At 47.4% G+C, this 26,303-nt stretch carries 16 protein-coding genes; 7 read left to right on the top strand and 9 right to left on the bottom strand.

Annotation, left to right across the window (positions count from 1 at the left end):
• Positions 1–188: 188 nt before the first annotated feature.
• The 6 genes from msrB to ACTJJJ_RS29620 form a co-directional block, all read right to left on the bottom strand.
• A complete protein-coding gene (gene msrB, locus ACTJJJ_RS29645) occupies positions 189–758 on the bottom strand; it encodes a peptide-methionine (R)-S-oxide reductase MsrB (protein ID WP_188927458.1) in 570 nt (189 codons plus the stop codon).
• 85 nt (positions 759–843) lie between these two features.
• Positions 844–1,572 carry a bacillithiol biosynthesis deacetylase BshB1 gene (gene bshB1, locus ACTJJJ_RS29640; protein WP_426293736.1) on the bottom strand — a complete coding sequence of 243 codons (729 nt, stop codon included), beginning with the start codon at positions 1,570–1,572 and terminating at the stop codon, positions 844–846.
• A 12-nt stretch (positions 1,573–1,584) separates the two neighbouring features.
• Positions 1,585–2,658, bottom strand: coding sequence for a peptidoglycan DD-metalloendopeptidase family protein (locus ACTJJJ_RS29635; RefSeq protein WP_426293737.1), 1,074 nt, complete (start codon positions 2,656–2,658; stop codon positions 1,585–1,587).
• A gap of 78 nt (positions 2,659–2,736) precedes the next feature.
• Entirely contained in the window at positions 2,737–3,699 is a 963-nt protein-coding gene (trxB, locus tag ACTJJJ_RS29630) for a thioredoxin-disulfide reductase (RefSeq protein WP_188927464.1), read from the bottom strand.
• Between the two features lie 175 nt (positions 3,700–3,874).
• Positions 3,875–5,806: an OmpA family protein gene (locus ACTJJJ_RS29625; RefSeq protein WP_426293738.1), complete on the bottom strand. Its 1,932-nt coding sequence runs from the start codon at positions 5,804–5,806 to the stop codon at positions 3,875–3,877.
• Complete coding sequence (locus ACTJJJ_RS29620; protein ID WP_188932009.1) at positions 5,806–6,387, bottom strand: 7-carboxy-7-deazaguanine synthase QueE; 582 nt, start codon at positions 6,385–6,387, stop codon at positions 5,806–5,808. The genes ACTJJJ_RS29625 and ACTJJJ_RS29620 overlap by 1 nt, the downstream gene beginning before the upstream one ends.
• A 173-nt stretch (positions 6,388–6,560) precedes the next feature.
• On the opposite strand from ACTJJJ_RS29620, the gene mnmE reads away from it, so the two are divergent.
• From mnmE to ACTJJJ_RS29590, 6 genes are all read left to right on the top strand, one after another.
• On the top strand, positions 6,561–7,928 hold the full coding sequence (gene mnmE / locus ACTJJJ_RS29615) for a tRNA uridine-5-carboxymethylaminomethyl(34) synthesis GTPase MnmE (RefSeq protein WP_426293739.1): 1,368 nt from the start codon (positions 6,561–6,563) through the stop codon (positions 7,926–7,928).
• Between the two features lie 531 nt (positions 7,929–8,459).
• A complete protein-coding gene (locus ACTJJJ_RS29610) occupies positions 8,460–11,453 on the top strand; it encodes a right-handed parallel beta-helix repeat-containing protein (RefSeq protein ID WP_426293740.1) in 2,994 nt (997 codons plus the stop codon).
• Positions 11,454–11,604: 151 nt separating this feature from the next.
• Positions 11,605–16,725 carry a right-handed parallel beta-helix repeat-containing protein gene (locus ACTJJJ_RS29605; RefSeq protein ID WP_426293741.1) on the top strand — a complete coding sequence of 1,707 codons (5,121 nt, stop codon included), beginning with the start codon at positions 11,605–11,607 and terminating at the stop codon, positions 16,723–16,725.
• 757 nt (positions 16,726–17,482) lie between these two features.
• A complete protein-coding gene (rhuM, locus tag ACTJJJ_RS29600; RefSeq protein WP_426293742.1) occupies positions 17,483–18,454 on the top strand; it encodes a RhuM family protein in 972 nt (323 codons plus the stop codon).
• A gap of 106 nt (positions 18,455–18,560) precedes the next feature.
• Positions 18,561–18,983 carry a nucleotidyltransferase substrate binding protein gene (locus tag ACTJJJ_RS29595; protein WP_426293743.1) on the top strand — a complete coding sequence of 141 codons (423 nt, stop codon included), beginning with the start codon at positions 18,561–18,563 and terminating at the stop codon, positions 18,981–18,983.
• The gene (locus tag ACTJJJ_RS29590) at positions 18,983–19,285 is read left to right on the top strand and encodes a nucleotidyltransferase domain-containing protein (protein ID WP_426293744.1); all 303 of its coding nucleotides are present in this window, start codon (positions 18,983–18,985) and stop codon (positions 19,283–19,285) included. Before ACTJJJ_RS29595 ends, ACTJJJ_RS29590 begins: the two co-directional genes overlap by 1 nt.
• Positions 19,286–19,362: 77 nt before the next feature.
• Here the strand turns inward: ACTJJJ_RS29590 and ACTJJJ_RS29585 are convergent, their stop codons facing one another.
• Positions 19,363–19,782: a helix-turn-helix domain-containing protein gene (locus tag ACTJJJ_RS29585; protein WP_426293745.1), complete on the bottom strand. Its 420-nt coding sequence runs from the start codon at positions 19,780–19,782 to the stop codon at positions 19,363–19,365.
• On the opposite strand from ACTJJJ_RS29585, the gene tnpA reads away from it, so the two are divergent.
• Entirely contained in the window at positions 19,781–19,987 is a 207-nt protein-coding gene (tnpA, locus tag ACTJJJ_RS29580; protein ID WP_440703732.1) for an IS66 family insertion sequence element accessory protein TnpA, read from the top strand. The two genes, ACTJJJ_RS29585 and tnpA, sit on opposite strands and share 2 nt — an antisense overlap.
• 56 nt (positions 19,988–20,043) lie before the next feature.
• On the opposite strand, the gene ACTJJJ_RS29575 is transcribed toward tnpA, so the two are convergent.
• Both ACTJJJ_RS29575 and ACTJJJ_RS29570 read right to left on the bottom strand, forming a co-directional pair.
• Positions 20,044–22,782 (bottom strand): right-handed parallel beta-helix repeat-containing protein, encoded by a 2,739-nt coding sequence (locus ACTJJJ_RS29575; RefSeq protein ID WP_440703731.1) that lies wholly within the window; start codon positions 22,780–22,782, stop codon positions 20,044–20,046.
• A gap of 894 nt (positions 22,783–23,676) precedes the next feature.
• Positions 23,677–26,301, bottom strand: coding sequence for an ABC transporter permease (locus ACTJJJ_RS29570; RefSeq protein ID WP_426293747.1), 2,625 nt, complete (start codon positions 26,299–26,301; stop codon positions 23,677–23,679).
• Positions 26,302–26,303: the final 2 nt, after the last annotated feature.

Below are 26,303 nucleotides of genomic sequence, written 5' to 3'. Positions count from 1 at the left end.
TTTATTTAGAATAATTATAAACCGCAGCAAACATAGGGATTATTTAGAATTGGAACAAATTATAAAATGAAGAGTATGAAAAAGTTTTTTGTGCTGAAAAGAAAAGGGACGTTCCTCTTTGGGTGCGAGTCGTTTTGACCTGCATCAGAGGAATGTCCCTTTTGCTTACTAAATCAGAGGCGGAGGTATTAGCTGCCGCTTTCTCCTTTCCTTTTACTATTGAATTTCTTCTCGGCGGTTTTCGCCTTTTCAAAATCCAGCACCACGCCGTTGATGCAATACCTCAGGCCGGTAGGAGGCGGGCCATCGTCGAAAACGTGGCCTAAATGTGATTTACAACGGCCGCACATAACCTCAATCCGGTGCATGCCCAGACTGTTATCTGTCGCCTCGATGATCGATTTCTTGTTGATCGGTTCAAAAAAGCTCGGCCAGCCGCAGCCGCTTTCATATTTGGCGTCGCTTTTGAAAAGCGGGTTACCGCAAACGGCACAGTAGAATGTGCCTATCTCTTTGGAATGCTCGTACTCGCTGGTGAACGGACGTTCGGTTCCTTTCAGGCGCGCGACCCGGTACACTTCCGGTGAGAGGATCTTCTGCCAGTCGTCGTTGCTTTTCTTAACCGGTGCTGTTTCGCTATGTGAATATTCGGGCGCCTTTGGGGCCGGTTTGCTCTGGCCGGTCGGGGATTGCCCGTAGCAGTTCTGCAGGGTAAGGGCAAAAACACCCGCAATGGCAACCATGATGAAATTTTTCATGCGTTTATGATCTGTTTTTTCAAGATATACGATGAAAACAATCGTATAGGTCAAACAAATTCCCTCATTTTTTTCACAATAAATGTTAAATGAATACCGATAGGTCGCGTACTCCCAGCTTGCGTGCTGTTGTGAAACCTTCACCATACTTCACTCCGATCGCGTGACCCATTTCCTGCGCGCGCGCAATGACAAATTCCAGGAATTCCGGCGAGGAAATATAGCTCTGCGGCTCGCCTTCGCCCTTGTATTCCGGCACGTGAAACTGGCTTTTGAATGCCTTGATAGCCTCTACCTTTTTGTCGTGGAATTCGGTGATGTCGACAATAAAGTCAGGATTAATGTAGCGGTCCTGGATCGAATGGAAGACCTGTTTCGGCCTCCATGGCAGCTGCTCGCTGCCCTGTTCGTCGTAGGTTTTCACCATTCGCAGCCCGGAATAGAAACTGGCTTCGGCAACCAGCGCTCCCCCTCGCCCATGATCGGGGTGGCGGTCGTGTATTGCATTGGTAATAACGATTTCAGGGCGGTATTTGCGAATAAAAGGGATGATCGCCTTTTGATGCGTTTCGTCGTTTTTGAAAAAGCCGTCTGCAAGGCCCACATTTTCCCGCACCTGCACGCCCAGAATGCGCGCGGCATCCAAGCCTTCCTGGATGCGGCCCTCAGGCGTTCCGCGCGTACCCAGTTCACCTCTTGTAAGGTCCACAATGCCTACTTTCTTGCCTAGCGCAATCTGCGCGAGCAATGTACCGGCGCAGCACAATTCGACATCGTCGGGATGCGCCGTGATGGCAAGGATATCTAATTTCATGATAGTTTCAGCTTATTTAATGCGCAGTTTCTGTCCTATCCGCAGCGTCGTGCGGGTCGACATGCGGTTTTTGCGGGCAATGGTTGAAATACTCACCCCGTAACGTGAAGCGATCGAGCCCAGGGTGTCACCCGAGCGTACTTTGTGCAAAATGGAGCGCGAATATGCCTTAGGCGCATCGCCGGCTTCAAATTCGCTCTTGGTTGATTTGCCACGAATATGGCTCCATGCTGAGCTGGTCAGCAGGAAATGATCGGAACGTATAGCTGCGCCGGGCCAGTCGAATATACTTTCAGGGTCGAACGGGTTACCTTCGTAACGGTTCTCGTAATGCAAATGCGACCCGGAGCTCCTTCCGGTATTTCCTCCCAAACCAATTACTTCTCCGGCTTTTACAAGCTGCCCGGACTCAACCATTTGTTTGGAAAGGTGGCCATACAGGGTTTCCAGGCCATTATAATGCCGTACCACGACAAATCTGCCATAACCACTGCCGTCCCAGGCGACAATCCGCACCATGCCATCGTAGGTGCTGCGAACCGAATCGCCTGTTTCCAGATCCAGGTCGGTACCATTGTGCCAGCGGCCCCAGCGGTAGGCGAAATGAGAGGTGACCGGCGTACGTTCCATAGGCGCGGCCCACATACGGCCAGCCGTCTGGTCATACAATTTAAGATCAACCGGCTCGTCGAATTCGGCCGGGCTGAGTCCATAAGGGTTAATGGTACGTGCGTCCCAGATCACGTAATACTCAGCAGCCTTTACCCATTCATCGGCAACGAGTACAGAATCTTCGGCGATCACTACTTCGGTTTCCCCCTCGTCGATGGTGGCAGTATCTTCATTGACGACGGGGTTCAGCGGCTTGACCGGTTCGAACTGGCTCTGGAATTTCAGGTTGGAGGTTTCTACTTCGTATTCGTCCTCTGGTTGAGGCGTGGCTTTGGTGGTCGGGCCATCGTTGGCATTGCTGCCCGACTGGTTGATCTTGGGGTTTCTTCGGAACTTTCCTCGCTCTTGCGCTTGCGTGTTCCAGGAGATCAGACACACGGCCATTAGCAAACAAACAATAAGCTTTACTTTCATAAGTATAATACCAAATCAGACTACGCTGATGTTTACCATTCAACGTAGCCTGACTCCTATTAGGGGTTGTGCGATTAATTAAGCTGTTTCTTCTTCGATAATAACGTCCACTTCCCGTTCTACGAGGAATCTTTCAGCATCCAACGCAGCCATACAACCTGTTCCGGCAGCGGTTATCGCCTGGCGGTAGACATTGTCCTGAGCGTCACCACAGGCGAATACGCCTTTGATATTGGTGCAAGAGCTTCCTTTAATGGTTTGGATATATCCGGTCTCGTCCATGTGAACATAACCCTTGAAAATATCCGTGTTGGGTTTGTGGCCAATCGCAACAAAGAAACCGGTTGCTTCCAAAAGTTGCTCCTCACCGGTTTTATTATTTTTAACCAATACCGATTCAAGTCCCTCTTCTCCGTTCAGCTTCACAGTTTCGGTGTTCCAGAGGATTTCGATATTCGGCAGCGTTTCCAAACGTTTCTGCATGATCTTCGAGGCACGCATTTCGTCGCGGCGAACCAGCAGGTATACTTTGCGGCAAAGCTTGGCAAGATAGCTGGCTTCTTCGGCAGCTGTATCGCCGGCGCCAACCACTACCACGTCCTGGCCGCGGAAGAAGAAACCGTCACAGACCGCGCAGGCAGATACGCCGCGGCCATTCAAACGTTCTTCGTCTTCAAGGCCAAGCCATTTGGCCGAAGCGCCAGTCGAAATAATTACCGCGTCGGCAGTGATTTCGTGCTTGTTGTCGATGATCACTTTATGTGGATAACCCGTGAAATCAACCGAAGTAGCCAGACCGTAACGTACGTCGGTACCGAAACGTTTGGCTTGTTTTTCGAAGTTAATCATCATTTCAGGGCCGGTAATGCCATCGGGGTAGCCCGGATAGTTGTCAACTTCCGTGGTTATAGTCAGCTGGCCGCCCGGTTGGGCGCCTTGGTAAAGTACAGGATTCAATCCCGCGCGGGAAGCATATATGGCGGCTGTATAACCGGCAGGGCCGGAGCCGATAATTAAGCAAGAGACTTTCTCGGATGACATGTTAATATAAAACTACTGTTAATGACGATTTTTCTAGGTTTTAGCTGGAAATTCCAGCGGTGCCAGGCAAGGCATATCTTCGTGTGTGAGACTTGATTTTGCCTTATTGTACCTGTCAGTACAACACAGGCAGACTGACAAAAGTGCAAAATTTCAGCCCGTTATGCAAATGCATTTAGAGGATGCGCCACTCAATCCTTCGGTTTTTCTGCCGGTTTTCATCCGAATCGTTGGGTGCTTTGGGCGTTGTTTCGCCATAACCTTTGGCCAAAATCCGGTCGGTCGCAATTCCGGACTGTTGCAAATAATATTGCACCGACTGCGCACGGCGTTGGGAAAGCGCCATATTCTCGGTATCCGAACCTACGTCGTCGGTGTGGCCGGATATTTCAATTTTAATGGTTTTGTTTTTGTGCAAAAACTCGCTCAGCTTGTCGAGCTCCACTTTGGATTTGTCATCGAGAATATATTCCCCTGTTTTGAAGAAAATGTTATTCAAAACCTCCGCGCGGTCCTTTTCGATCGCTTCCAGTGGGATTTCAAGGTCTACAAACGACTGGTCGTTATCAACGGAAAATGAAAGGCTTTTAAAGAGATACCCTGGTTTTGAGACATAAAATGCATATTCCCCACCGCTATTCAAAACAGCCAGAAATGAGCCGTTTTGGCTATCAGAAGTAAATGAGCCTACCTTGGTCTGTGTTTTCAGGTCGAAAAGATCGATATCGGAAGCCAGAACCGTTCCCGTTTTTTTATCAAACACCTTACCCTTTGCATAGCGCGTAGGTGTGATGATCTTTTGCAGCGATTCGGGAACGCGGAAGGTGTAAATCAGCGAACGGCCGCCGCCTTTTTCAGTATTATCATCGGTATAATAGGCATTCTCGCCGTTGGAAGCGATAAATAGCCCGACCTGGTCTGAAACCGTGTTGATAGGGTAGCCTATGTTTGCCGGGAGCGCCCATACCGTATCCGTTTTTTGGGTAATAAAAATATCAAAACCGCCCATACCCGGCAGGCCGTTCGAAGAGTAAAACAGCGTTCGACTATTGGCATGAATGAATGGAGCGTTCTCGTCGTCTGAGGTGTTAATAGTCGGTCCAAGGTTTTTGGGCGCCGTCCATTGTTTTTTGTCGTCCAGGTGTGTCACCCAGATGTCGCGCTTTCCCACGCCGCCCTTTCGGTCCGAAGCGAAATAGAGTGTATGTCCGTCCGCAGAAAGCGAAGGCTGCGATTCCCATTCGCGGGAATTAACCTCCTGGCCCAGGTTCGCGGGCTGGCTCCAATCTTTGCCTACCTTGTGGGAAATGTACAAATCGCAGCTGCCGTGGCCGTCGGGACGGTTGCAGGCGGTGAAAACCAGCGTACGGCCATCGGCGGAAACCGTGCAGGTACCTTCGTTATTGGTGGTGTTGATAGATTTGGAAATTTCTTCGGGCACGTCCCAACGGTCAGCCGGGCTGCGGTCCGCCGCGCGGCCAGCTTTGATGCGGCGCGTGAAATAAATGTTCTCGTCGCGGTTTTCAGTGAGTCCTGTAAAGATCAATGTCTCCTCGTCGGCAGTCATCACCGGGAAATACTGCGTTCCCAGGAAATTCACCGTGTCGCCCAATGATCTTTTCTCAATAGGAAGCGGGTTTTTAACAGCCTGCTGCGCAAACTTAGACGAGGCCACCGACTTTTCCGCCAATCTGCCCAAACTGGATTTGGCGGGGAACAATGCAGAGGCCTTCTCGAAGTAGAACTGCGCTGAATCGTAGCGCTGCACGTTGAAATGGTCACGGCCGATCCACTGAAAGGCTGCTGCCGATTGCGGCGCGGCAGGTTTGAGACTTATGGCCTTGTAATAATGTTTGCGGACGAGATCGCTCTTTCTTTGCAGTTCGTAAACCTGCGCGAGCCGCAGGTGGGTGTCATAGCTGTTGGGCTCGATTTCGAGCACTTTCTCAAACAGTTCAGTTGCTTCGGGGAGATTTCTTTCTTGCCAGGCCTTTTGTGCCTTGTCGTATACTTGCCTGGCTGTTCTGGATAATGTAACGTCCTGAGCTGAAACGGATTGGAGTGTGGTGAAGCCTAGTGCGATGCAGAAAAGAAATACCCGGTGCATTATGGAATGTTCATAAACTTGTGAGTTTGTAACGACATTTTCCATTTGGGATTGTCTTTGATATAGTCAATTATCAAAGGCAACATCACCTCCTGCTTACTCCATTCGGGTTGGAGAAGCAACGTACAGTCAGGCGAAACTTTGGCGGCATGTTCTTCGGCGAAGTCGAAATCGCTTTTATTGTAAATGATCGCTTTCAACTCGTCGGCATTCTTATAAATATCCCGGTGAGGCGTCTTAAATTTTTTGGGCGAAAAACACACCCAGTCCCAATGCCCCGTGAAAGGATACACGCCCGAGGTTTCGATATTGGTTTTGAACCCAGCCGCTTGCAATGCACTCGTTAAACCGTCAAGATTGTACATTAATGGCTCTCCACCGGTAATTACTGCTAATCGACCGGGAAACTGCAATGCGCCGTCCACGATCGCTTCAATATCAAATTTGGGATGGATGCTCGCATCCCAGGACTCCTTTACATCGCACCAATGGCAGCCTACATCGCAGCCGCCGAGCCGGATGAAATAGGCGGCACGACCGCTGTGCTGGCCTTCACCCTGCAAGGTGTAGAAGGCTTCCATCACCGGCAGCTCTGATGTAACGATAGGCAAAGTTTCAGTAAGCAAAATCTTGAAATTCTTAATGTTGTAAAAATGGGTAACACGCCGCGTCAGCGGAAAAATCCCGTAAAGGTACAAAATTCAAACTTCCTGCTTCCGATATTGGTTCTTTCAAATAGTAGCATATTTGCATTATGAACATAGTACCCATCCATCAGCAGGAAGTGATTTGCGCGCTTGCCACGCCCTCGGGCGTAGGCGCGATAGGTGTTATACGTGTGTCGGGCCTGGGCGCTATTGCCATGGTCAACAGCGTTTTCAAGGGTAAAAACCTCGAAAAGGTCGAAACCCACACCGTGCATTTCGGCACTATCAACGCCGGTGGCGAAATCATCGACGAAGTGCTCGTCTCGGTTTTCAAAACGCCCCGCTCATTTACCAAGGAAGATTCCGCAGAAATTTCCTGCCACGGTTCCGACTACATTATCCGCCAGATATTAAAGGTATTGATCACCAAAGGCGCGCGCATTGCCAAACCAGGCGAGTTCACCCAGCGTGCCTTCCTGAATGGCCAGTTCGACCTGGTGCAGGCCGAAGCCGTCGCCGACTTGATCGCCGCCGACTCGCAAGCCAGCCACAAAACTGCATTGAACCAGCTCCGCGGCGGATTTTCCAAAAAACTGGCCTCGCTGCGCTCCGAGCTGATCCATTTCGCCTCTATGATCGAGTTGGAGCTCGATTTTGGCGAAGAAGACGTTGAATTCGCCGAGCGCGACGATTTGCGCAGGCTGATTGTGGCGCTGCAAACGACCATCGAGCCGCTGATCAGCTCATTTGACTTTGGCAATGCCATCAAGGAAGGGGTTCCGGTAGCTATTATCGGCTCGCCGAACGTGGGTAAATCGACACTCTTGAATGCATTGCTGAATGAGGAGAAAGCAATTGTCACGGCCATTGCAGGTACTACACGCGACGTGATCGAAGACACCATTGTGCTGGATGGGTTGAAATTTCGCTTTATTGACACAGCGGGCATTCGGGAGACAACCGATGTTGTGGAATCTATTGGCATCGAGCGCTCGAAAGCGGCTATGGACAAAGCAGATATTGTTATTTTCCTTTTTGACAGCCTTGAAACGCTGGCTGAGAACCGCGCATTGAAGGCATTGCTGCCAGCTAATAAGGAAGTTCTTTTTGTGTTGAATAAAACCGATATTAATCCTTCGCTGGCAACGGAACTGCTTGGTGAAGACTCTGATATTGTTCCTATTTCTGCCCATACGCAGCAAAACCTCTCTGCGCTCACACGGAAGCTGGTTTCACTGGTTCACGGCCAGGCGGCCGGCGACACGGTTGTGACTAATTTGCGGCATTATGAGCATTTGATCAAGACCAACGCGTCGCTAACCGATGTTTTAAATGGGTTAGCGCTGGGCGTTACCGGGGATTTTCTGGCGCAGGATATCCGATTGGCGCTGCATCATTTGGGGGAGATTACGGGGACGATTGTTACGGATGATTTGCTGGATAATATATTTTCGAAGTTTTGTATCGGCAAATAAGTAGATAAAATACTCGTAAGGAATAATATACAAACGGCTGAAAATTAGATAATTGATCTAAATTTTCAGCCGTTTTCTTTTTGCTCTTCTCCCGGTGATTTACTAGATTTTTGTCCCTCGTTTGTCCCTCAGGATCAGACGATTTCGAAAGGGAGAAAAATAGGAGAAATTACTTCTCTTATTTACGCTTAAATTATCTTATTTGATCTGAACGCATTTAAGCACGTTTATGAGTTCCAACATTTCCATCACCAGAATTTGTCAGCACTGCGGTAACGAATTCACAGCCAAAACGACGGTGACAAAATTTTGCGGCGATCAGCATGCAAGAAAGCATTTAGGACTTTTGAGGACTGCCGCTTGGCAGTCCTTTAATCACAATTAGACTCATTCGGCTAGGTTTTGGTCAATGAAAGAGAGTACTTTACAAAATCTAGTAAAATCCTCCTCCAGTCCAATATGATAAAAGCTCTACTTCCTACAAAAAGTAAGTCTTCTCAATTCTCTATCCCGTTTCGAATTTCGACTTTCTTGCTGCTCTTTTTACACCTGACCGTTTGTTCATCAGGAGCGTTTGCGTTACCGGTTGACCCCGGGACAATATATTATGTAACCGAGTTCGGTTCGGGTTCGAAATCGGGCCTTTCCTGGGCGGATGCAAGTCCTTATCCCCAGGCTATGTTCAATAACAGCGTCAGCGGTGATGAGATATGGGTGGCCGCTGGCACATACCACATTGCACCGGGTGAAGACGGTTTTAGATTGACCGAGGGAGTGAAGGTCTACGGCGGTTTTGCCGGTACAGAAGGAAGCCTTGCCGAAAGAGACCTGACACTCACCGATAACAGAAGCATCCTGACTGCCGGGGGGAGTAATAAATATGTCCTGGCCAATAGTAACGGCTTTACAGCCGCTACTCGGGTGGATGGCTTTACAATCACTGGGGGCACGGAGGCTGGTATCTTCAATTTTGGCTCCTCCCCGACGTTGGTCAATTTGACGATCACAGGTAACAATGGCGTTGGTATAGCAAATCTTGAATTCTCCTCTCCGGTCCTGATCAACTGCGCTATCATCGCCAATACCAGTTTCCTTGGGGGAATAGTGAATCAGAAATCGTCCCCGGTACTCATCAACTGCACCATTGCCCGTAACGGTTCTGGTGGCCAAGGGAGTGGGATCTATAATGTTGAAAATTCCTCACCCAAAGTACGTAACAGCATCATTGTTGGCAGGAGCGATGGTATAAAAAACGTGTCAAGCAGCACAGCGGATATTCAGCACAGTATGGTGTTCATCGAAAACTATTTCGATTCGAACGGTAATCTCATTCCAAATAACAAAGATCCCTTTTTTGTGGATCTGGCAGGGGGGGATTTCAGATTGCAGCGTTGCAGCCCGGCTGTGAACACTGGCAGCGATGCATATTATGCCAGCGGCCAGATACCCGATATATCCACTGTCACAACTGACCTGGATGGCAACCCCCGTTTTTATAACCTGAGCGTAGTGGACATGGGGGCTTACGAATACCAGGGCGACCGCGGTGCTGCCGGATTGCCGGGAGTTTGGTATGTGAAAGAGGGTGGAACAGGCACAGGATTGAGTTGGGAATGCGCGATGAGCGACCTTCAGACAGCCCTCTTTTTTGCTGTTAGCGGTGAGCAGATATGGGTAGCTGGCGGCATTTATGAAGCTGCGAGTGGCGGAACTTTCGCCATGAAAGAAGGAGTAAAGATATACGGTGGTTTTGCCGGAACGGAGGGAAGTCTCGCTGACCGGGATCTATCTATCACCGCCAATAAGAGTGTGCTGCGACGAAGCAGTGGCCCTGTGATTGAAAATATCAACGAAAGATTAACGACAGCTGCTGTGTTAGATGGTTTTACGATTACTGGCGGATCCGTTGGGATGATAAACCTGCAAGCCTCCCCAATGTTGGTCAATGTGGTTATCACGGGCACTACTGATGGCGGCATGGCAAATGCAGAGTCCTCCCCATACCTGATCAACTGCGCTATTATCAAAAATAGAACTCTCTTTGGAGCGATGGTGAATCAGAAATCTTCTCCGGTATTGATCAACTGCACGATTGCCGATAATTATTCTACTGGTCCGGGAAGTATCGGGGTGTATAACGCTCAAAATTCCTCACCTATAATCCGTAACAGTATTATTTACGGCAATCAGAATGGGGTATACAACGAAAATGCTTCCACTGCAACGATTGAATACAGCCTGATAGAAACGAACAAATCATTTCCGACGAATCCTCCGACCGCGGATATCGATCCGCTTTTTGTAAATGCAGTGGGAGGTAACTACCGGTTACAGCCCTGTAGTCCTGCTGTTAACAAAGGGTTTAATTACTTTCAATCCGGCCAAACCCCGGACCTTTCGGGCATCATTACCGATCTGGTCAGCAAGCCAAGATTGGCTGAGTCAGCGGTAGATATGGGGGCTTATGAGTTCAGCGGCGCATCACGCACACTTGCGCTCGACGGCGATGAGTCTGTGGGTACTGTTTCCGGTGATTTTGTTCTAGCTACCAGTGGATCAGGATGCAAGGTACTGGCTTATGTGTCCCCCAATGGAGGCGCAGCCCTGAATGGAGCCATCACTGCGAAAGTATGGGTGGCTGGTACTCAGCCGGTACACTTCCTGAAACGCCACTATCAGATTACTCCTGCTACCAATGCAGCTAATGCTACTGCAAAAGTGACCCTCTATTTTACACAACAGGAATTCACGGATTTCAATGAGGCGAATCCTACCAAACTACCAGTTGACGCCGCAGATGTGGAGAATTACAAAGCGAACCTGCGCATTGAAAAGCGTACGGGCGTGAGCGGTGATGGTTCAGGATTACCGGATTCTTACTCGGGCTCCATTGCTACTTTCACACCCTCGAAAGCGAATGGGAAAGTGGAGTGGAATGCCGACGCCAACCGCTGGGAAGTAAGTTTTGACGTGACAGGTTTCAGTGGATTTTTCGTCAAAACCATCGATTCTGTCTTACCGCTACATCTGATCAGTTTTACCGCCCGAAAAGAAGAAGGAGGCAACCTGTTGCAATGGAGCACTGCAAGCGAAGTCAATACCGACAATTTTGAAATACAGAAGAGTGGCGACGCTAAGAAATTCATCAAAATTACGACCGTCGAAGCAGGAGGTAGTGGAGATCATCAATATAGCTACAATGACCGGACGGCTGATAGGGCGGTTTATTACCGTTTGAAAATGTCGGATCTGGATGGTACTTATACATTTAGCAAGATCGTTTCGGTTGGAGGTAACGGAGATTTCACCAGCGTTTATCCAAATCCGGCAGGAGCAATGGTTACCTTTTATGTAAATGATGCCTTGCTAAAAAGCACGGTTAATTTATACGATCTCAGCGGACGGAAGCTGCAAAGCATTGTAATCACGGCCAATCAGCAAGGAATGGACATTAAATCGCTGACGAATGGGCTCTATATTTTAAAATTTGCTGATGGTACTACGCAGAGATTTGTGAAAGAATGATTTAACCTGCAACCTGTTTAGGCAGGTTGTAGGTTTGGCCATCGAAAGGTGGTGCTTTACAAAATCTTATAACTTCCTCTTTAAGTACCATATGGATCCAACTTTACTTCCTGCAAAAAGCAAGTGGCGCTTGTTTTCTTCTTCCTTGCGAATGCCAGCCGTCTTATCGCTTTTGCTAGTGCTGACGGGGTTTTCGTCTGGCGCTTATGCATCAAGATTTTATGTGCGGGTAACCGCGACAGGTTCGGGGAATGGCTCGGGCTGGGGCGATGCGAGCAGCAACCTTCAGGGCATCATCAATGCCGCTTCAAGTACAGATGAAGTATGGGTCGCGGGCGGCACTTACCAGCTTGCGAGTGGGCAGTCGTTTGCCATGAAGGAAGGGGTGAAAATTTATGGCGGCTTTGCTGGCACAGAGGTAAATCTGACCGGCCGTGACCTGACTATTACGGCCAATAAAAGCATCTTGCAAGGCAACGGAGCCAGCGTCATTGTGAATAATAATAATCTTCTCACGAATGCAGCGCTTCTGGATGGTTTTACCATTACCGGTGCTTCCAATGCGGCTGGCATTGCGAATACTTCGTGTTCGCCGACGTTGGTTAATTTGACCATCAGCGGCAATACGGCCGGAGGAATTTCCAATGAAACAGCCTCGCCGGTACTGATCAAATGTAATATCACTGGCAATACCGCTTCTGATTTCGGCGGCGGGATTGAAAATACCGGTTCCTCGCCAATCCTGACTTATTGCGCGATTACCGGCAACACAGCACCGCAGGGTGGAGGGATATACAATTCGGCTTCCTCTCCTACACTTACCAATTGTACGATTGGCGGCAATACGGGGACAGGGGGTATGTACAATACCAGTAATTCTTCTCCCAAACTGCGTAACAGTGTCGTTTCAGGCAACAAAAGTACTGTCGGTAATAACAGTAACATCAGAAATGACTTCACCTCTGCAACAGCTGTTAAGTACAGCCTCGTACAGAACAGCTTTGTCGCGGGGGACGACACCAGCAATCCGGCCGATCATAATATTCCGGGCGATGCCAGTGCGGTTTTTGTCGATCCTGCCGCAGGAAATTATCGCTTGCAACTTTGCAGTTATGGTTTGAATAAGGGCAGTAATACTTATTACGCAAACGGGCAAACGCCTGATTTATCTGCTCTTACCACTGATCTGGATGGTAATCCCCACTTTTACAACGATGGCGTTGCAGACATGGGAGCTTACGAGTACCAGGGTAACCCACCAACAGGCGTTACAGGCGTTTCATTTGTGAAAGTGGGCGGAACGGGCTCAGGAGCAAACTGGGGATGTGCGGCTGGCAATTTACAGGTCGCGATTACTTCGGCATCAAGCGGTGAACAAGTGTGGGTAGGTGGCGGCACGTACCAGCCGACGCGGAGCCAGTCTTTCAACCTGAAAGAAGGAGTGAAGATTTATGGCAATTTTAATGGCACGGAGCTAGCGCTTGCTGACCGGGATTTGAAACTCGTAGCTAACAAAAGCATCATGCAGGGGAACAATGCCATGGTGATCAGAAATGAAAACCAGAACCTCACGACTGCTTCTTTATTGGACGGGTTTACAATTACAGGTAGTGCCTTCGGCCCTGCCATCAACAATGTGTCATCCTCTCCAACGCTCGCCAATTTGATCATCACCGGTAATAATTATGCCGGGGCAATGTCCAACCAACAATCCTCGCCTGTCCTGATCAATTGCGCTATTATAGACAATGTATCTATTAACTCCGGGGCAGCAATGGCTAATTTTGGATCCTCACCAATCCTGATCAATTGCACGATTGCAGGGAACGCATCCTCAGGCACCTCGGCATTTGCTATCCGGAATGCCGATAATTCTTCTCTCACAGTACGTAACAGCATTGTTTACGGCAACACGAGGGGGACACTTCTGGTTGGTATAGGCAATGAGGCAGGGTCTACTACTGTGATCAAGTACAGCCTGGTGCAGTCAGAAAACAATCTCAATGCGGATGATCATAATTTTCCGGGTAATGCCGATCCGCTTTTTGTGGATGCTGCCACAGGAAATTACCGTTTGCAGCTTTGCAGTCCGGGTATCAACTCAGGCAATAAAGCTTTTTATGCCAATGACCAGTTGCCCAATATATCCGCTTTTACGACCGATCTGGATGGTAACGCTCGTTTTTATAGCAATGGCCTCGCAGATATGGGCGCTTATGAATACCAGGGTGACCCGGAGGTAGGCGTTGCAGGTGTCTGGTATGTGAAAGCCGGGGGAACGGGGTCCGGAAAGAGTTGGGATTGTCCGATAGGCAGTTTAGAAGTAGCCATCAATGTCAGCAAAAGCGGTGAACAGATCTGGGCAGCGGGCGGTATTTACCAGCCAACCCGTAATTTGTCTTTCAAATTGAAAGAAGGGGTAAAGATCTATGGCAATTTCGAGGGCACGGAAGAAAGTCTCGCTGACCGGGATTTGTCTGAAACTGCAAACAAGAGCACCATGCAGGGTAACAATGCAAGGGTTATAAAGAATGATGGCCTGAACCTCACTACCGCTGCTTTGTTGGATGGGTTTACGGTTACCGGCAGTGTTGCCGGTCCTGCTATCGACAACAATTCATCCTCTCCGATGCTGGCCAATGTGATCATCACCGGTAACTTTCAGGGCGGGGCATTAGCGAACGTGGGATCCTCGCCTGTACTAGTCAACTGTGCGATTATTGATAATGGGTCTCCTGCTAATGGCGCAGCTGTTTATAATTCGGGATCTTCGCCTGTACTGATCAATTGCACAATAGCGGGGAATATAAACTCATCTGCCGGTGTTGGTATTATCTACAATACGAATAGCTCTTCTCCTAAAATGCGTAACAGCATTGTTTATGGTAATGAAACTGGCATAATCAACGAGCCAGGATCCAGTATGGATATTCAATACAGCCTGGTGCAGGGTTCGGCCGTTGATCCGGCCAATCATAATATTTCCGGAGATACCGACCCGCTTTTTGATGATGCTGCCAACGGGAATTACCAGCTGAAACTTTGCAGCCCGGCACTGAACATAGGAAGCAACAGCTTTTATGCGAGCGGCCAAACGCCAGATATATCCACGACCACCACGGACCTGCTTGGTAACCCGCGCTTTTACAATAGCGGTGCGACGGACTTGGGTGCTTATGAATACCAGGGCAATCCTCCGACAGCGGGTGTTGCGGGCGTGTCTTATATCAAATCAGGTGCAACGGGTTCGGGAGGGAGCTGGGATTGCGCGGCGGGTAATGTGCAGGTCGCCATTAATTCTGCTGCAACGGGCCAGCAGGTTTGGGTAGCTGGTGGTACTTACCAGCCAGCGAGTGGAACGGCTTATAGCATGAAGGAAGGTGTGAAAATTTACGGTGGTTTTGCAGGTACGGAAGCTAGCCTTACCGAACGAAACCTGGCCATCACCACCAATAAAAGTATCTTGCAGGCAAACGGATCCAGTGTGTTGATCAACAATGGGCTTACTCTCACGACTGCCTCGGTGCTGGACGGCTTTACGATCACAGGTGTCGTCAATGCTCCCGCCGTCCAGAACCTTGCGGGTTCATCGCCAATGTTTGCTAACCTGAAAGTCACTGGTAACAATGGTGCTAATTCTTTTGGAGGAATCTACATATACAGTTCCTCCCCGGTGCTTATCAATTGCGCTTTCACCGGCAACAGCTCCGTTTCTGATGGTGGAGGGGTATTAGTTTCAAGCGCCTCGCCCATACTGACCAACTGCCTGATTGCCGGGAACACAGCCAATAATGGCGGAGGCATCCTGATCTCAAATTCGTCCGTTGTAATGACCAATTGTACCATTGTGGGCAATACAGCTACCGGCCAGGGTGCGGGTATTTGCAATTACAGTAGTCTCATCTCCAAGCTGCGCAACAGCATTGTGTATAATAACAATAGGGACAATTTCAACAATGCCAATCTGTCCATCGAGTACAGCCAGGTGCAGGGAGAAAGCAGCACCAGTAACCACAATATTGCCGGTAGTACCAATCCGCTTTTTATCGACGCCGCCGGAGGTAATTACCGGCTGCAACCATGCAGCCCGTTGCTTAACAGAGGGTATAACTTCTTCGCAGCTGGCCAGGCCCTGGATCTGACGGGCATTACCACCGATCTGGACAACAATCCCAGAATGCGTGAAAATGGGGTAGATATGGGAGCCTACGAATTCGGCGGGGCCGCGCGTGAGCTAGCTTTGGACGGCAATGAAGCTGCTGCGACTGTTTCCGGGGATCTTATTCTTACTACCAACGGGTCAAATTGCAAGATACTGGCCTATCTGTCGCCCAATGGTGGAGCGCCGGTAAACGGTTCCATCACTGCCAAGGTATGGATAGCAAACAGCCAGCCGGTAAACTTCCTGAAAAGACATTACCAGATCACCCCAGCGACCAATGCCGCCAGTGCCACTGCCAGAGTGACCCTGTATTTTACCCAACAGGAATTCACGGATTTCAATGTGGGAAGCGCCATCAAATTGCCGGTGAATGCCGAAGATGCGGAAAATTACAAGGCCAACCTCCGCATCGAAAAGCGCTCCGGAACGACCAACGATGGTTCAGGGCTGCCGGATTCTTATACTGGCTCCATTGCGACTTTCAAGCCTTCGGAAGCGAATGGAAATGTAGTGTGGAACGCCGATGCTAATCGCTGGGAAGTAAGTTTTGATGTGACGGGTTTCAGTGGATTTTTTGTCAAAACCATTGAGTCCGCTTTGCCGCTGCATCTGATCAGTTTCACCGCCAGCAAGGAAGCCGGAAGTAACCTGCTCCAATGGAGCACGGCCAGTGAAGTCAATACGGATAATTTTGAAGTTCAAAGCAGTGTCAATGCGAAGAATTTTGGCAAGATCGCCGTCGTCTCCGCAGCGGGCAGCGGGGATCATCAGTACAGCTACGTTGACCGGACGAATTACGGCGGGACGATCTATTACCGTCTCAAAATGTCCGACAGAGACGGGACTTTTACTTATAGCAAAATCATCTCGCTGACTGGCGACAATAATTTCGCATCCGTATATCCCAATCCGGCAGCAGTTGCGGTAACGTTCCAGGTTAGCAATGCTTTGCTGAAAACCACGGCTACATTATATGACGCAAATGGCCGAAAGTTGCAAACAATGGTGATCACCACCGGCCAACAACAGATCAACATCCGGTCACTGGCCAGTGGATTGTACATTTTGAAATTTGCAGACGGGACGACTGAAAGATTTGTGAAGGAGTAAAAAGGGTGTCTTAGATTGGAGATTCCGGTGAAAATTTTACCGCCATTCGGAGCTGTATGGAATATGTACTAGACAAACCTTACGAATATATACCCTACGACTTTTTGTATTTTACCTGATGAGAATTTAGATTATTCCGTAAAGAGCTGAGTCGGAATCGTACAAAAACATGCTTTTTACGCAAAAAAAGCACTTCTGGAAAGGATTAAAATGAAAAAAGCCCCATTTTGGACTGAACCCCAAAAGTTGGACGTTTTTTGAAATTAACGATTAGTGTGATTTCGGGGCTTTCATAATTTGCCGTCCGCATGCAATAGGTGTCTGCTCCCTTGCCAAACTTTCGGAAAGCCTGATCAAGATCTGCTACACTGTTCATTGTATTTTCAGACTGGAAGGAGCGGATTGTTCATTTCTGATCTGCATGACGGTTTTACTTGTGGTGTACTTTGTACAGTCCTAATCGTTTGCGTGTACCTCGCGAAATATGGATGCTGTGAAGCGGCACTGATGAAAGTGTTATTTGTAGGTTACATAATCGCTGGATTTTGTAATTTACAAATAACACTTTTATAGGTGACTCATTAACGAGGTGTCTGATGGATAGTACATGTAATCGATTTAGGATCCCACGAGTTATTCATTATGCAAATCTGGGCGGCTTAGAGTTAGGCAGAACATAAGCTTGGGGACCGGCCGCGGCACCAATAATTGGTTGAGGTTGATAAACTTCTGTGTTGAAGATATGTAGATTTAGGGCATGGAGAGTAAAATTGAGATTTACCGAAGTCTGGACGGAGAAGCGTCTATTAATGTAGTATTTGAAGAAGATACTGTTTGGCTGACTAATTCGCAGCTGGTGACGCTGTTTGGTTCAAGCAAGGCTAACATAAGTGAGCACATAAAGCATATTTTTCAATCGGATGAACTGGATGAAGTCGGAACTGTTCGGAATTTCCGAACAGTTCAACAGGAGGGTGTCCGGTTAGTAGCGCGCGACAGGATTCACTATAATCTTGATGTCATCATCGCGGTGGGATACAGAGTGAATTCTAAACTAGGAACTCAATTCAGGCAATGGGCAACCCAGCGCTTAAAGGACTTTCTTGTAAAAGGTTATGCGATTAATGAGACCAGATTAAAGCAAAAGCAACAACATATTCAACTGCTACAAGACGGTGTTCGGATTCTTAGCCGGGCGATCGAAGAAAAAGTGAGCTTGGAGGGTTTGAGCTGGCTTGCCACTTTTGCAAAAGGACTGACACTATTGGACGATTACGACCACGAACAACTGGACAAGAATGGTCGGACCATTCGCCCGGCAATTTATCCGGATTTGACGGAATATCATGCTGTCGTCGAAGTTATGAAGGCGAACTTCGATTCAGCAGTGTTTGGAAAAGAAAAGGATGAAAGCTTTCAAAGTGCTATCGCACAAATCGGCAAGGGTTTCGCCGACGAAGATTTTTACCCATCAGTCGAAGAAAAGGCTGCGACTTTGCTGTACCTAATCATTAAGAATCATAGCTTTGTAGATGGCAACAAACGTATTGCTGCGGCATGCTTCCTGCTATTTCTAGAAAGGAACAATTTACTAATATCTGACGATAGTCGCCCGATTGTAAGCAACGAGGCATTAGCCAGCTTCACCTTGTTTGCGGCAGCAAGCAAGCCGGAGGAGATGGAGACAGTAAAAAATCTCATCATCAGTATACTCAACAGAAACCAGTAGTTTTTGTGTCTTATTTGGTTCTTGTATTGGTTAATTGATTGGTAGTAAGGGTGTTGTATATTTTGTATCGGAAAGTAATTGTTGAAATTGGCACAAAATTGAAACTATGGGCGAGCAGGATATCCGTTGGGGACAGCGCTTTGAAAATTATAAAAAGGCACTAAAAAAGTTGGGCGAAGCCGTGAAGCTCGATGCCGAACGTCCGTTGAGCGAGCTGGAAAGGCAAGGGATTATACAAGCATTCGAATACACGCACGAGCTGGCCTGGAAGGTGATGCAGGACTTTTTTGTATATCAGGGCAATACTGAAATCAGGGGATCAAGGGATGCGACGCGGCAGGCTTTTAGTACTGATTTGATCTCAGACGGAGACAATTGGATGGAAATGATCAAAAATAGAAATCTTGCCAGCCACACCTACAACGAAGAGATCTCCGATGAGATTTACACAAATATTATTGACCGGTTTTACCCGTTGTTTGTGAAGTTTCAGGAAACGATGGAGCGTATTAAATTGCAACATGACTAATGCACGGATTATCAGAAAAAACCGTCAGTAGCATTCAGGGGGTGTTTGCTAAGCATCCCGAAGTAGAGCAAGCCATTCTATACGGATCGCGTGCGAAAGGGAACTACCGAAACGGCTCCGATATTGATTTGGCTTTGGTAGCGCCGGGGCTCGATCTATCTCAGTTGTTTAAAATTGAACTGGAACTGGATGATCTAATGCTTCCTTATAAAATTGATCTTTCTGCTTATCACAAAATTGAAAACACGGAGCTGATCGGTCATATTGATCGGGTAGGGGTGGTTTTTTTTGAGAAGGGTTGATCGATTGTCCACGTTTCTTAACAGTTCAGGACCCACAACGTACCTTCAAGGTTGGGTGAACATGGAGGCTAGCTTTTCTAGGGCCTTCGCCTGCGCCCTTTTATAGTTGTGAAAGTCGCCTCTGGTGTTGGTCTGGATAAGCCAAACTTCGTCGCAGTTTCGCTCTCAATGTCAACAGGGGTTCGAGACTTCACGGTGATTTTAAAGCTAACTTCTGTGATACCCTCAGGTATGTTGGTGTAGATGGTGTTTTCGGTTTCTCCGAAGAGGCTTGTCAGCTCAATTTCTAAAATTTCCGAAATGCGAAATAATTGGGAGAGCGTCATTTCTCCGGCGCCGTGTTCCAACTTCTGATATTCTTCATCAGACATGTTCAGAACCGCAGCCGTTTCATCTGCATTGACTCCACTTGATTTTCGGATTCTTACCAATTTTTTGGTATGCGTCCGATAGAACCATATTTTAACAGATCTATGTAGTTCGTAATCTTGTTTCATGAAAAATGAGACAGAAAGAATGCGTGAGCTGTACGATCAGTGGCAGCCGCAAGGGATAAGCAAACAGGCTGCTTTTTGCAATCGGAATACTATGGGATACCATAAATTCAATTACTGGGTTAAAAAATTCCGCGGCAAGCATGTGGCCACCATGCCAGCGACCCGTGGTGGCCTTTTCTATTGTTGGAGATACCTTAAAATATAGCCGCCAACACGTTCGCGCACTTATTCCGTGTCCAAGGGATTAAAGGTGCTTCTATTTTATAATTTTATTCGAATCTCGCCGCTCGATGTTTTGTATAAACTTCCCGTTGTTAGGCCACCTGCGGCTGCTGCGGATTCACTGGCGAAAGTTGGCAGATTAGACATCTTAACGGAATTTGAAAATGTCCATGCGGCTGAAACAACTTGAGCCTGCGTTTTTAGCCAGGCCCACCAATTGAAAAGCTTCGACCTTGAAACTACTTTGCTGTCTTCTGAAACTGATGCTGAAATCTGTGTTTCAGCATCACTGGCTATCAGAGTCTCATCTAAAACCCAGGTATATACGCCTGAAATACTTTTGCAAGTGTACCGGGTGGTGCCATTGCTGGCAATAACCATAACGGAGTGATCTGAGTAGAATGCGTTGGCATCTTGCAAAGAACCGTAGCCAATATTTACATAAGGTCCGGCGGGGGAAAGGATTTTTTTGTTATTAAGTAACAATATTTTCTTATCTGATGTGTACCAACCAATATAGCTATTTCCGGTCGCAGCGCCCGACATTATTGTATTTCCAGTTACTTTTAGCTCATCGCCATAAAGACGGATTTGAGATGAAGTAGCATCTTTGACAAGATTAATTTTGTTGTCCTGAATTGTTCCCCTCTTACTATCTATATCAACTATAACAGCGTAACTAGCGAGCGTCACATGGTTGTTGGTAAAAGTATTATTACGAATCAAAAAGTCCTGAGAGTTAATAATTTGGATACCTGGACTGATTAAAGCGGTTCCCATATCACCCGGAGAGGTCAATTCGTTTTCTTCGATGACCAGTCCGCCATCAGATTCTTCCCAATAAATATTACCCCCCGAAAGGTAGTTTTTGCGAATGCTGACATTTCTATTTTTACTACCAAGATTAGCATCAACGTCAACCTGAATAATTTGTACGCCTAACGGTGCGGTGGCATGATGTACAAAAATCTTGTTTCCCTCAATTCGATTTTCCCCAAAATACTTTTCGTAAAAAATCAATCCTTTGAAAGTCAGGCTTTCTGTGCCCTGATAATTAATTATAATGGTATTATCGATTACATCTATGCCTCCATCGCGAAATTGGGCGCCCAACGTGTTGAAACTATAAACAGTATTATTTATTGCTTTGCCTCTCGCGTTGGCATGATAATCCAGCGGAGCAGTATTACCTAGCGTTTTCAAGCCGTAGCAGATGTTACTGTCCATAATAAGTCCGGTCGACATGAACCTTCGGTCGGAAGTGGCCAAGGAATGTTTACATTCTGAAACCCTGTTTTTGAACAGCGTCACATTATGACCAGTCATTGAAATTCCGTAGCCAATGGGCGAAGAACCTACAAGATTGGAGTATCCATCTACATCCAGCTGTTGGACAAAAGTATTGATGTTTGAGTCAATGATTAGCCCTATTTGGCCTAGCCCATTACCACGATATTTCCCGCCTGTTACTTTTGCATTGGTGCAATAGCTTAATGACAATGAGCCAAATACCTGAGATGTTCCAGGTGTTCCAAATGTCCCATGATCAAAATTTAAATCTGAAATTTCAATAGCATCTAAGGTTTTATAGGTATAGATTTTAGTACCCGTGAATGGTTCAATTGCCGCGTCAGTCATTGTTACTACATCTCCAACAATTCTTTTTATTTGAGAAAGGTGCCCAGAGCTGTAAAGCGGGTTTGTCAGCTCGCCCTTAGGGTAACTTCCTGGTCCTTCAATGCGAACCATGTCACCCACTCGCAGTAATGTGCTTGCGTTAGCCATTGTAAATTCTGCTGATCCATCATAGATATTGATGGAAACAGAGGTATTGGAATAAATGGGGGTTGTATTACCAGTACGCATAATAAAACGTTCAGCAGGCAAAGAGAAATCGCTCCTGGCTTTTATAGTGGCGTTGGCCCCTATAATTTTTGTATTAGAATTTTTGATAAGTAATTGCCCGCCAACTGCGTAAATAGCATTTTTTCGAAACAGATAATCATAGCCGGGAACATCCAGACATGCCTGGATTGCTGCACTGTCATCTGTTATGCCGTCTCCTTTAGCTCCAAACATTTCAGGAGTTAAATAGTCAGTATCAATCAAATACCTGCGGGTACTATCGCGTACTAGCACTGTGACGGAGTTGTCTAGTGCAATACTTAATGAATCATAGCGGTAGGTATAGACACGGTCGTTATATAAAATTTTAACAACATCTGCATCACCCGCTAGTCCCGCTCTCAGGCTTTCTTTTGTCATGAAGGGCACAAATTCCGGAGTATCAAGAACCATTGTTTCGGAAGATTTCCTGGCGTCCTCAGATGAGGCCTCGGGCTCCCTGGTAGTATATGATAACGAAGCGCTGTAAATAAACTGACTTTGATCTGTTGCATCTTGACTTCCTCGAAGCAGCGAAAATTTGTTGGCCTTGCTGACTGAAACAAATTTACCCTTGACCGAGTAGGTGGCTACGGGCTTCGAAGGGGAAAGGGTTGCCCCAATGTAATCCCGATAGGAGCCACCGGTTGTTACAAAGCCCTCAGGGAATATCATTTTAATCTTGAACGAGTAATTTTCCTTGAAAACAAAAACGGTGTTGGAAGGGAAATCTAGTAATTGAGCGGTGATCACCATTTCCATTTCCTCTCCAAGTTGAAGCTGAGTGGCCTTGGTTTCCAGTGTGAATTTGATGGGATCAATTGATTGACCTTTTACAATGGCTTTGTTTAGAAGCAGTGACAGGCAAAAGAAAAAAGTTAGAAGTGCTTTCATTTTCGTTGAGTTAATAGATTAATACTAGTGGTAAGATAGTTTTTTTTATCGCGCCGTGCCTTCGTAATACCCAACCTTTTCAGAAAAACCTTTACGTTGAGCCCCGCCAAGGCGGCAATGTCCTTTTTCTGATATGCAATATGACGACAGCTAACGCGACCAAGTAGGCTTCTTCTTCCAGTCACTGTCGGAGAAAGTTCAAAATGCGGGCTTCGTCTTCGATAATCAGGATTCGCATGGTATAAGTTGTGACATTAAAATCACTGTATACGAAGTAAGTAAGAAGCAATGGAATAGCTATGCCGATGTCTCTTAAGATATTTTTAAATATCAGAGAGCGCACCGTCCGATAGCCAGTGTCTGTGCCCCTACCGCGGCCTCTGTGCATGGCCACCATTTGGCTTTGGCGGATGGCTATGTGACTAATGGCACAAACAAGACGTTTGTAAATGTTTAACTTAGCCGTTATCAGCAGCGTTGTCTGCTATGGCCACTTTTCTCAGCTGTGATGGAATTTTTCGAAATGGTTGCCGGAATCGGGCTGGAAAATTTGCGGTGAGTTGAATCATACACAGGATATTTCCTAAGAGCAATGCCCTGGCTGCTCCGTCGATCCTTGTATCCGGGCCTCCCGTCAAAAACAACGCGGCGGTAATCGCAATAACTCCGGTTTTCAAGTAAGTCGCATAAGTGATACCAGAAGTTCTGACTATCAGGACAGCCGTGTCGGGCCCACCTATGCCGGGTTTACTGGTATATCCTTACCGGTCCCATTGCAAACTCAAAAGCCGGATCAAAAGTAGCTGGCCGGCAAAATCATGGCTCTTAGCGGGATTTCTCAAATCCATGTTCAGGCAACTGTTACAGAATTCGACGAGGTTCTCGGCTATTTCCTCACTCACTTCGAAGGCTTTTGACTGGGTTCATCAATGCGGCGCGGACGGTCTGTAAACTGATTGTCGCTAATGCTACAAACGCTGCTAACAACGCGGCCGCCGCAAAAATCCAGAAGCGGATACTTGTTTTATACGCAAAACCATCCAGCCAGCGATCCATTGCAAACCAGGCCACCGGAGCGGCGATGATGAACGCTATACAAACAAGTAGCAGAAAATCCATGGATAACAACGCCACAATACTAGCGGCCGAGGCGCCCATCACTTTTCTGACGCCAATTTCCTTTGTACGCTGAACAGTTGAGTAGGAGGCTAGCCCGAGCAATCCCAGACAGGAAATGAAGATCGCCAGTGACGCGAAACTTACAAAAAGAGCCTCAAAACGCTCGTCGGCCCGATACTGACGGTCATAAAATTCATCGAGGAAATAATAGCTAAAAGGCTGATCAGGATGCATTTGTTTCCATTGATTTTCGATAGCGGAAAGTGTTTGCCTGACATTCTTGCCCTCTATCTGTACGGAAAGAAGCTTCCCGTTCCAGAAGTCGAGCGTACGGAATGTCAACGGTTTGATGTTTTCTTGCAATGACTTAAAATGAAAATCTTTCACGACACCTATAATTGTACCCTGCCGATCCCATTGATCAAATCTCTTTCCGACAGCTTCGCCTGGCGAGGCATAACCAAGCACCCTTGCAGCTGCTTCATTGATGATCAGCGACTGTGTGCTGTCAGTGCCGAACTGTTTTGAAAATGCGCGCCCGGCTACCACTTGCAAACCATACTGAGATATGAAATCATAGTCGACGCGGTATACATCCATATTCCCTGCCTGCATTTGGCCGCTTTTATTTTCTATTCTTGAAAAAGCCTGTGGATTCCAGCCCCCTGGTACTGCCGATGAAGCTGTTGCCGATTTTACCCCGGCTAAACTTGTAATGGATTCTTCAAAAGCATCACGCTCCCGTCCGGTACCTCCTTGAATGACCAATGTTTGATCTTTTGAAAAGCCCAGGTCATAGCCTCTCATAAAATCCAGCTGGGTGTATACCACAATTGTAGCGATAATCATCGCGATCGAGATAGCAAATTGAAGGGTCACCAGCCCTTTGCGCAACATGATACCCTTCATGCTTGTTGTGAATCGACCTTTCAAAACCCGTACCGGTTCAAAGGACGACAATACAAAAGCAGGGTAAATGCCTGAGAGCAGTCCGATCAGCAAAGCTGCTGCGAGCAATATTGCTACAATGGGCAGCTCATAGATTATCCCGGCACTTACCACTTTGCCAGCAAGCTCATTGAAAATCGGAATTAACGCAGCCGATAGGATAATCGATATGAAGAACGCCAGCAAACACATCATCATTGACTCTGCCAGGAATTGACGTGCCAGTGTATTTTTTCCTGCGCCCACCGCTTTTCGCACACCCACTTCCCGAGCCCTTTCTACCGACCTTGCAGTAGTTAGGTTCACAAAGTTGATGCATGCGATGAGCATGATAAAGAGTGCGACCGCGGTGAAAACATAGATATTGTTGATATTTCCGGATTCATCAGCTGGCCGGGTAGAGTGCAGGTAAATGTTTCGAAGCGGTTCCAGCAGCATACGGATCTGCATTTGCTGCTCGGCCATCATCTTTCCTGCGTGACTTTGCAAAAATGCCGGAAATTTCTTCTCCAGTGCAGCGGGGTCCGCGCCTGGTTTAAGCAATACGTACGCGATGGCACCGAAGCTTCCCCATTCGCGTTCGATATTTTTGTCGTGATGGGCTGTGTAGGTGCTCATCGACATAAATATGTCGCCTTTGATCTGTGAATTGGCCGGAGGGTCTTGCATGACGCCGGTCACCTGAGCGGGTTCGCCTTTGTCGCCGAGCAGCAGCGTCTGACCCATCGGGTCGGTACTGCCGAAATATTTTCGCGCGGCACTTTCTGTCATAACAATGCGCAATGGTGCGGTCAATGCGGTTCTGGGGTCTCCTTTTAACAGTTTGAAATCGAAGACCTGAAAGAGGGTCGAGTCTGCCAGCAATACATTCTCTTCTTTGAATTTACGGTCTCCTGTCCGGAAAAGCATTTGGTCTTTTCGAACCCGCGCATAATTTTCAATTTCAGGGAATTCGTTTTGCATATTCGATGCCATTGCCCAAGGACTGATACTATACCGGAGTGTTTCGGAACTGGTCTGGATATCCGTTGAAACGCGGTAAATGCGGTCGGCCTTTGTATTGAATGCGTCGTAAGTCATCTCAAAATGCACATACAATGCGATCAGAAAGCAGGCTGCCATGCCCGCTGAAAGTCCCATGACATTGATGAAAGAAAACATCTTGTGCTTTGCGAGATTACGGAAGGCAATTTTTAAATAATTACGGATCATGGCTATTGGGTAAAATGCAGGTTTAGGATATTTCTCAGGTTGTTTTTTCAACGCAAAAGGACGCATCAGGCTGAATACGTCGAGCACGTAACGCCTACGTGCCTCACGCAATCCGTATGTCCGCAAACGTTGTGCAAAGAGTTCGTAAAGATCGCCTTCAAGTTCATTGACCAGGTGTGGCGCGCAGAACCAGCGTAGTAGGCTGGTGGCCCATTTTGGCGGTTGAGTTTGCTCTTTCATAG

The organism is Dyadobacter sp. 22481 (genome assembly GCF_052044875.1).
Classification (GTDB): Bacteria; Bacteroidota; Bacteroidia; order Cytophagales; family Spirosomataceae; genus Dyadobacter; species Dyadobacter endophyticus.
Note: the sequence above shows the minus strand (reverse complement) of the source record. Positions and strands in the feature narration are given on the sequence as shown.

Bases quoted from the DNA above. Each gene is read 5' to 3' on its own strand.
- ACTJJJ_RS29575 (WP_440703731.1), bottom strand. From the start codon at position 22,782: ATGAAAGCACTTCTAACTTTTTTCTTTTGCCTGTCACTGCTTCTAAAC.
- tnpA (WP_440703732.1), top strand. From the start codon at position 19,781: ATGAAAAATGAGACAGAAAGAATGCGTGAGCTGTACGATCAGTGGCAG.
- ACTJJJ_RS29570 (WP_426293747.1), bottom strand. From the start codon at position 26,301: ATGAAAGAGCAAACTCAACCGCCAAAATGGGCCACCAGCCTACTACGC.
- ACTJJJ_RS29625 (WP_426293738.1), bottom strand. From the start codon at position 5,806: ATGCACCGGGTATTTCTTTTCTGCATCGCACTAGGCTTCACCACACTC.
- ACTJJJ_RS29635 (WP_426293737.1), bottom strand. From the start codon at position 2,658: ATGAAAGTAAAGCTTATTGTTTGTTTGCTAATGGCCGTGTGTCTGATC.
- ACTJJJ_RS29585 (WP_426293745.1), bottom strand. From the start codon at position 19,782: ATGAAACAAGATTACGAACTACATAGATCTGTTAAAATATGGTTCTAT.
- mnmE (WP_426293739.1), top strand. From the start codon at position 6,561: ATGAACATAGTACCCATCCATCAGCAGGAAGTGATTTGCGCGCTTGCC.
- ACTJJJ_RS29605 (WP_426293741.1), top strand. From the start codon at position 11,605: ATGCCAGCCGTCTTATCGCTTTTGCTAGTGCTGACGGGGTTTTCGTCT.
- ACTJJJ_RS29620 (WP_188932009.1), bottom strand. From the start codon at position 6,387: ATGGAAGCCTTCTACACCTTGCAGGGTGAAGGCCAGCACAGCGGTCGT.
- ACTJJJ_RS29590 (WP_426293744.1), top strand. From the start codon at position 18,983: ATGCACGGATTATCAGAAAAAACCGTCAGTAGCATTCAGGGGGTGTTT.
- trxB (WP_188927464.1), bottom strand. From the start codon at position 3,699: ATGTCATCCGAGAAAGTCTCTTGCTTAATTATCGGCTCCGGCCCTGCC.
- ACTJJJ_RS29595 (WP_426293743.1), top strand. From the start codon at position 18,561: ATGGGCGAGCAGGATATCCGTTGGGGACAGCGCTTTGAAAATTATAAA.
- msrB (WP_188927458.1), bottom strand. From the start codon at position 758: ATGAAAAATTTCATCATGGTTGCCATTGCGGGTGTTTTTGCCCTTACC.
- rhuM (WP_426293742.1), top strand. From the start codon at position 17,483: ATGGAGAGTAAAATTGAGATTTACCGAAGTCTGGACGGAGAAGCGTCT.
- bshB1 (WP_426293736.1), bottom strand. From the start codon at position 1,572: ATGAAATTAGATATCCTTGCCATCACGGCGCATCCCGACGATGTCGAA.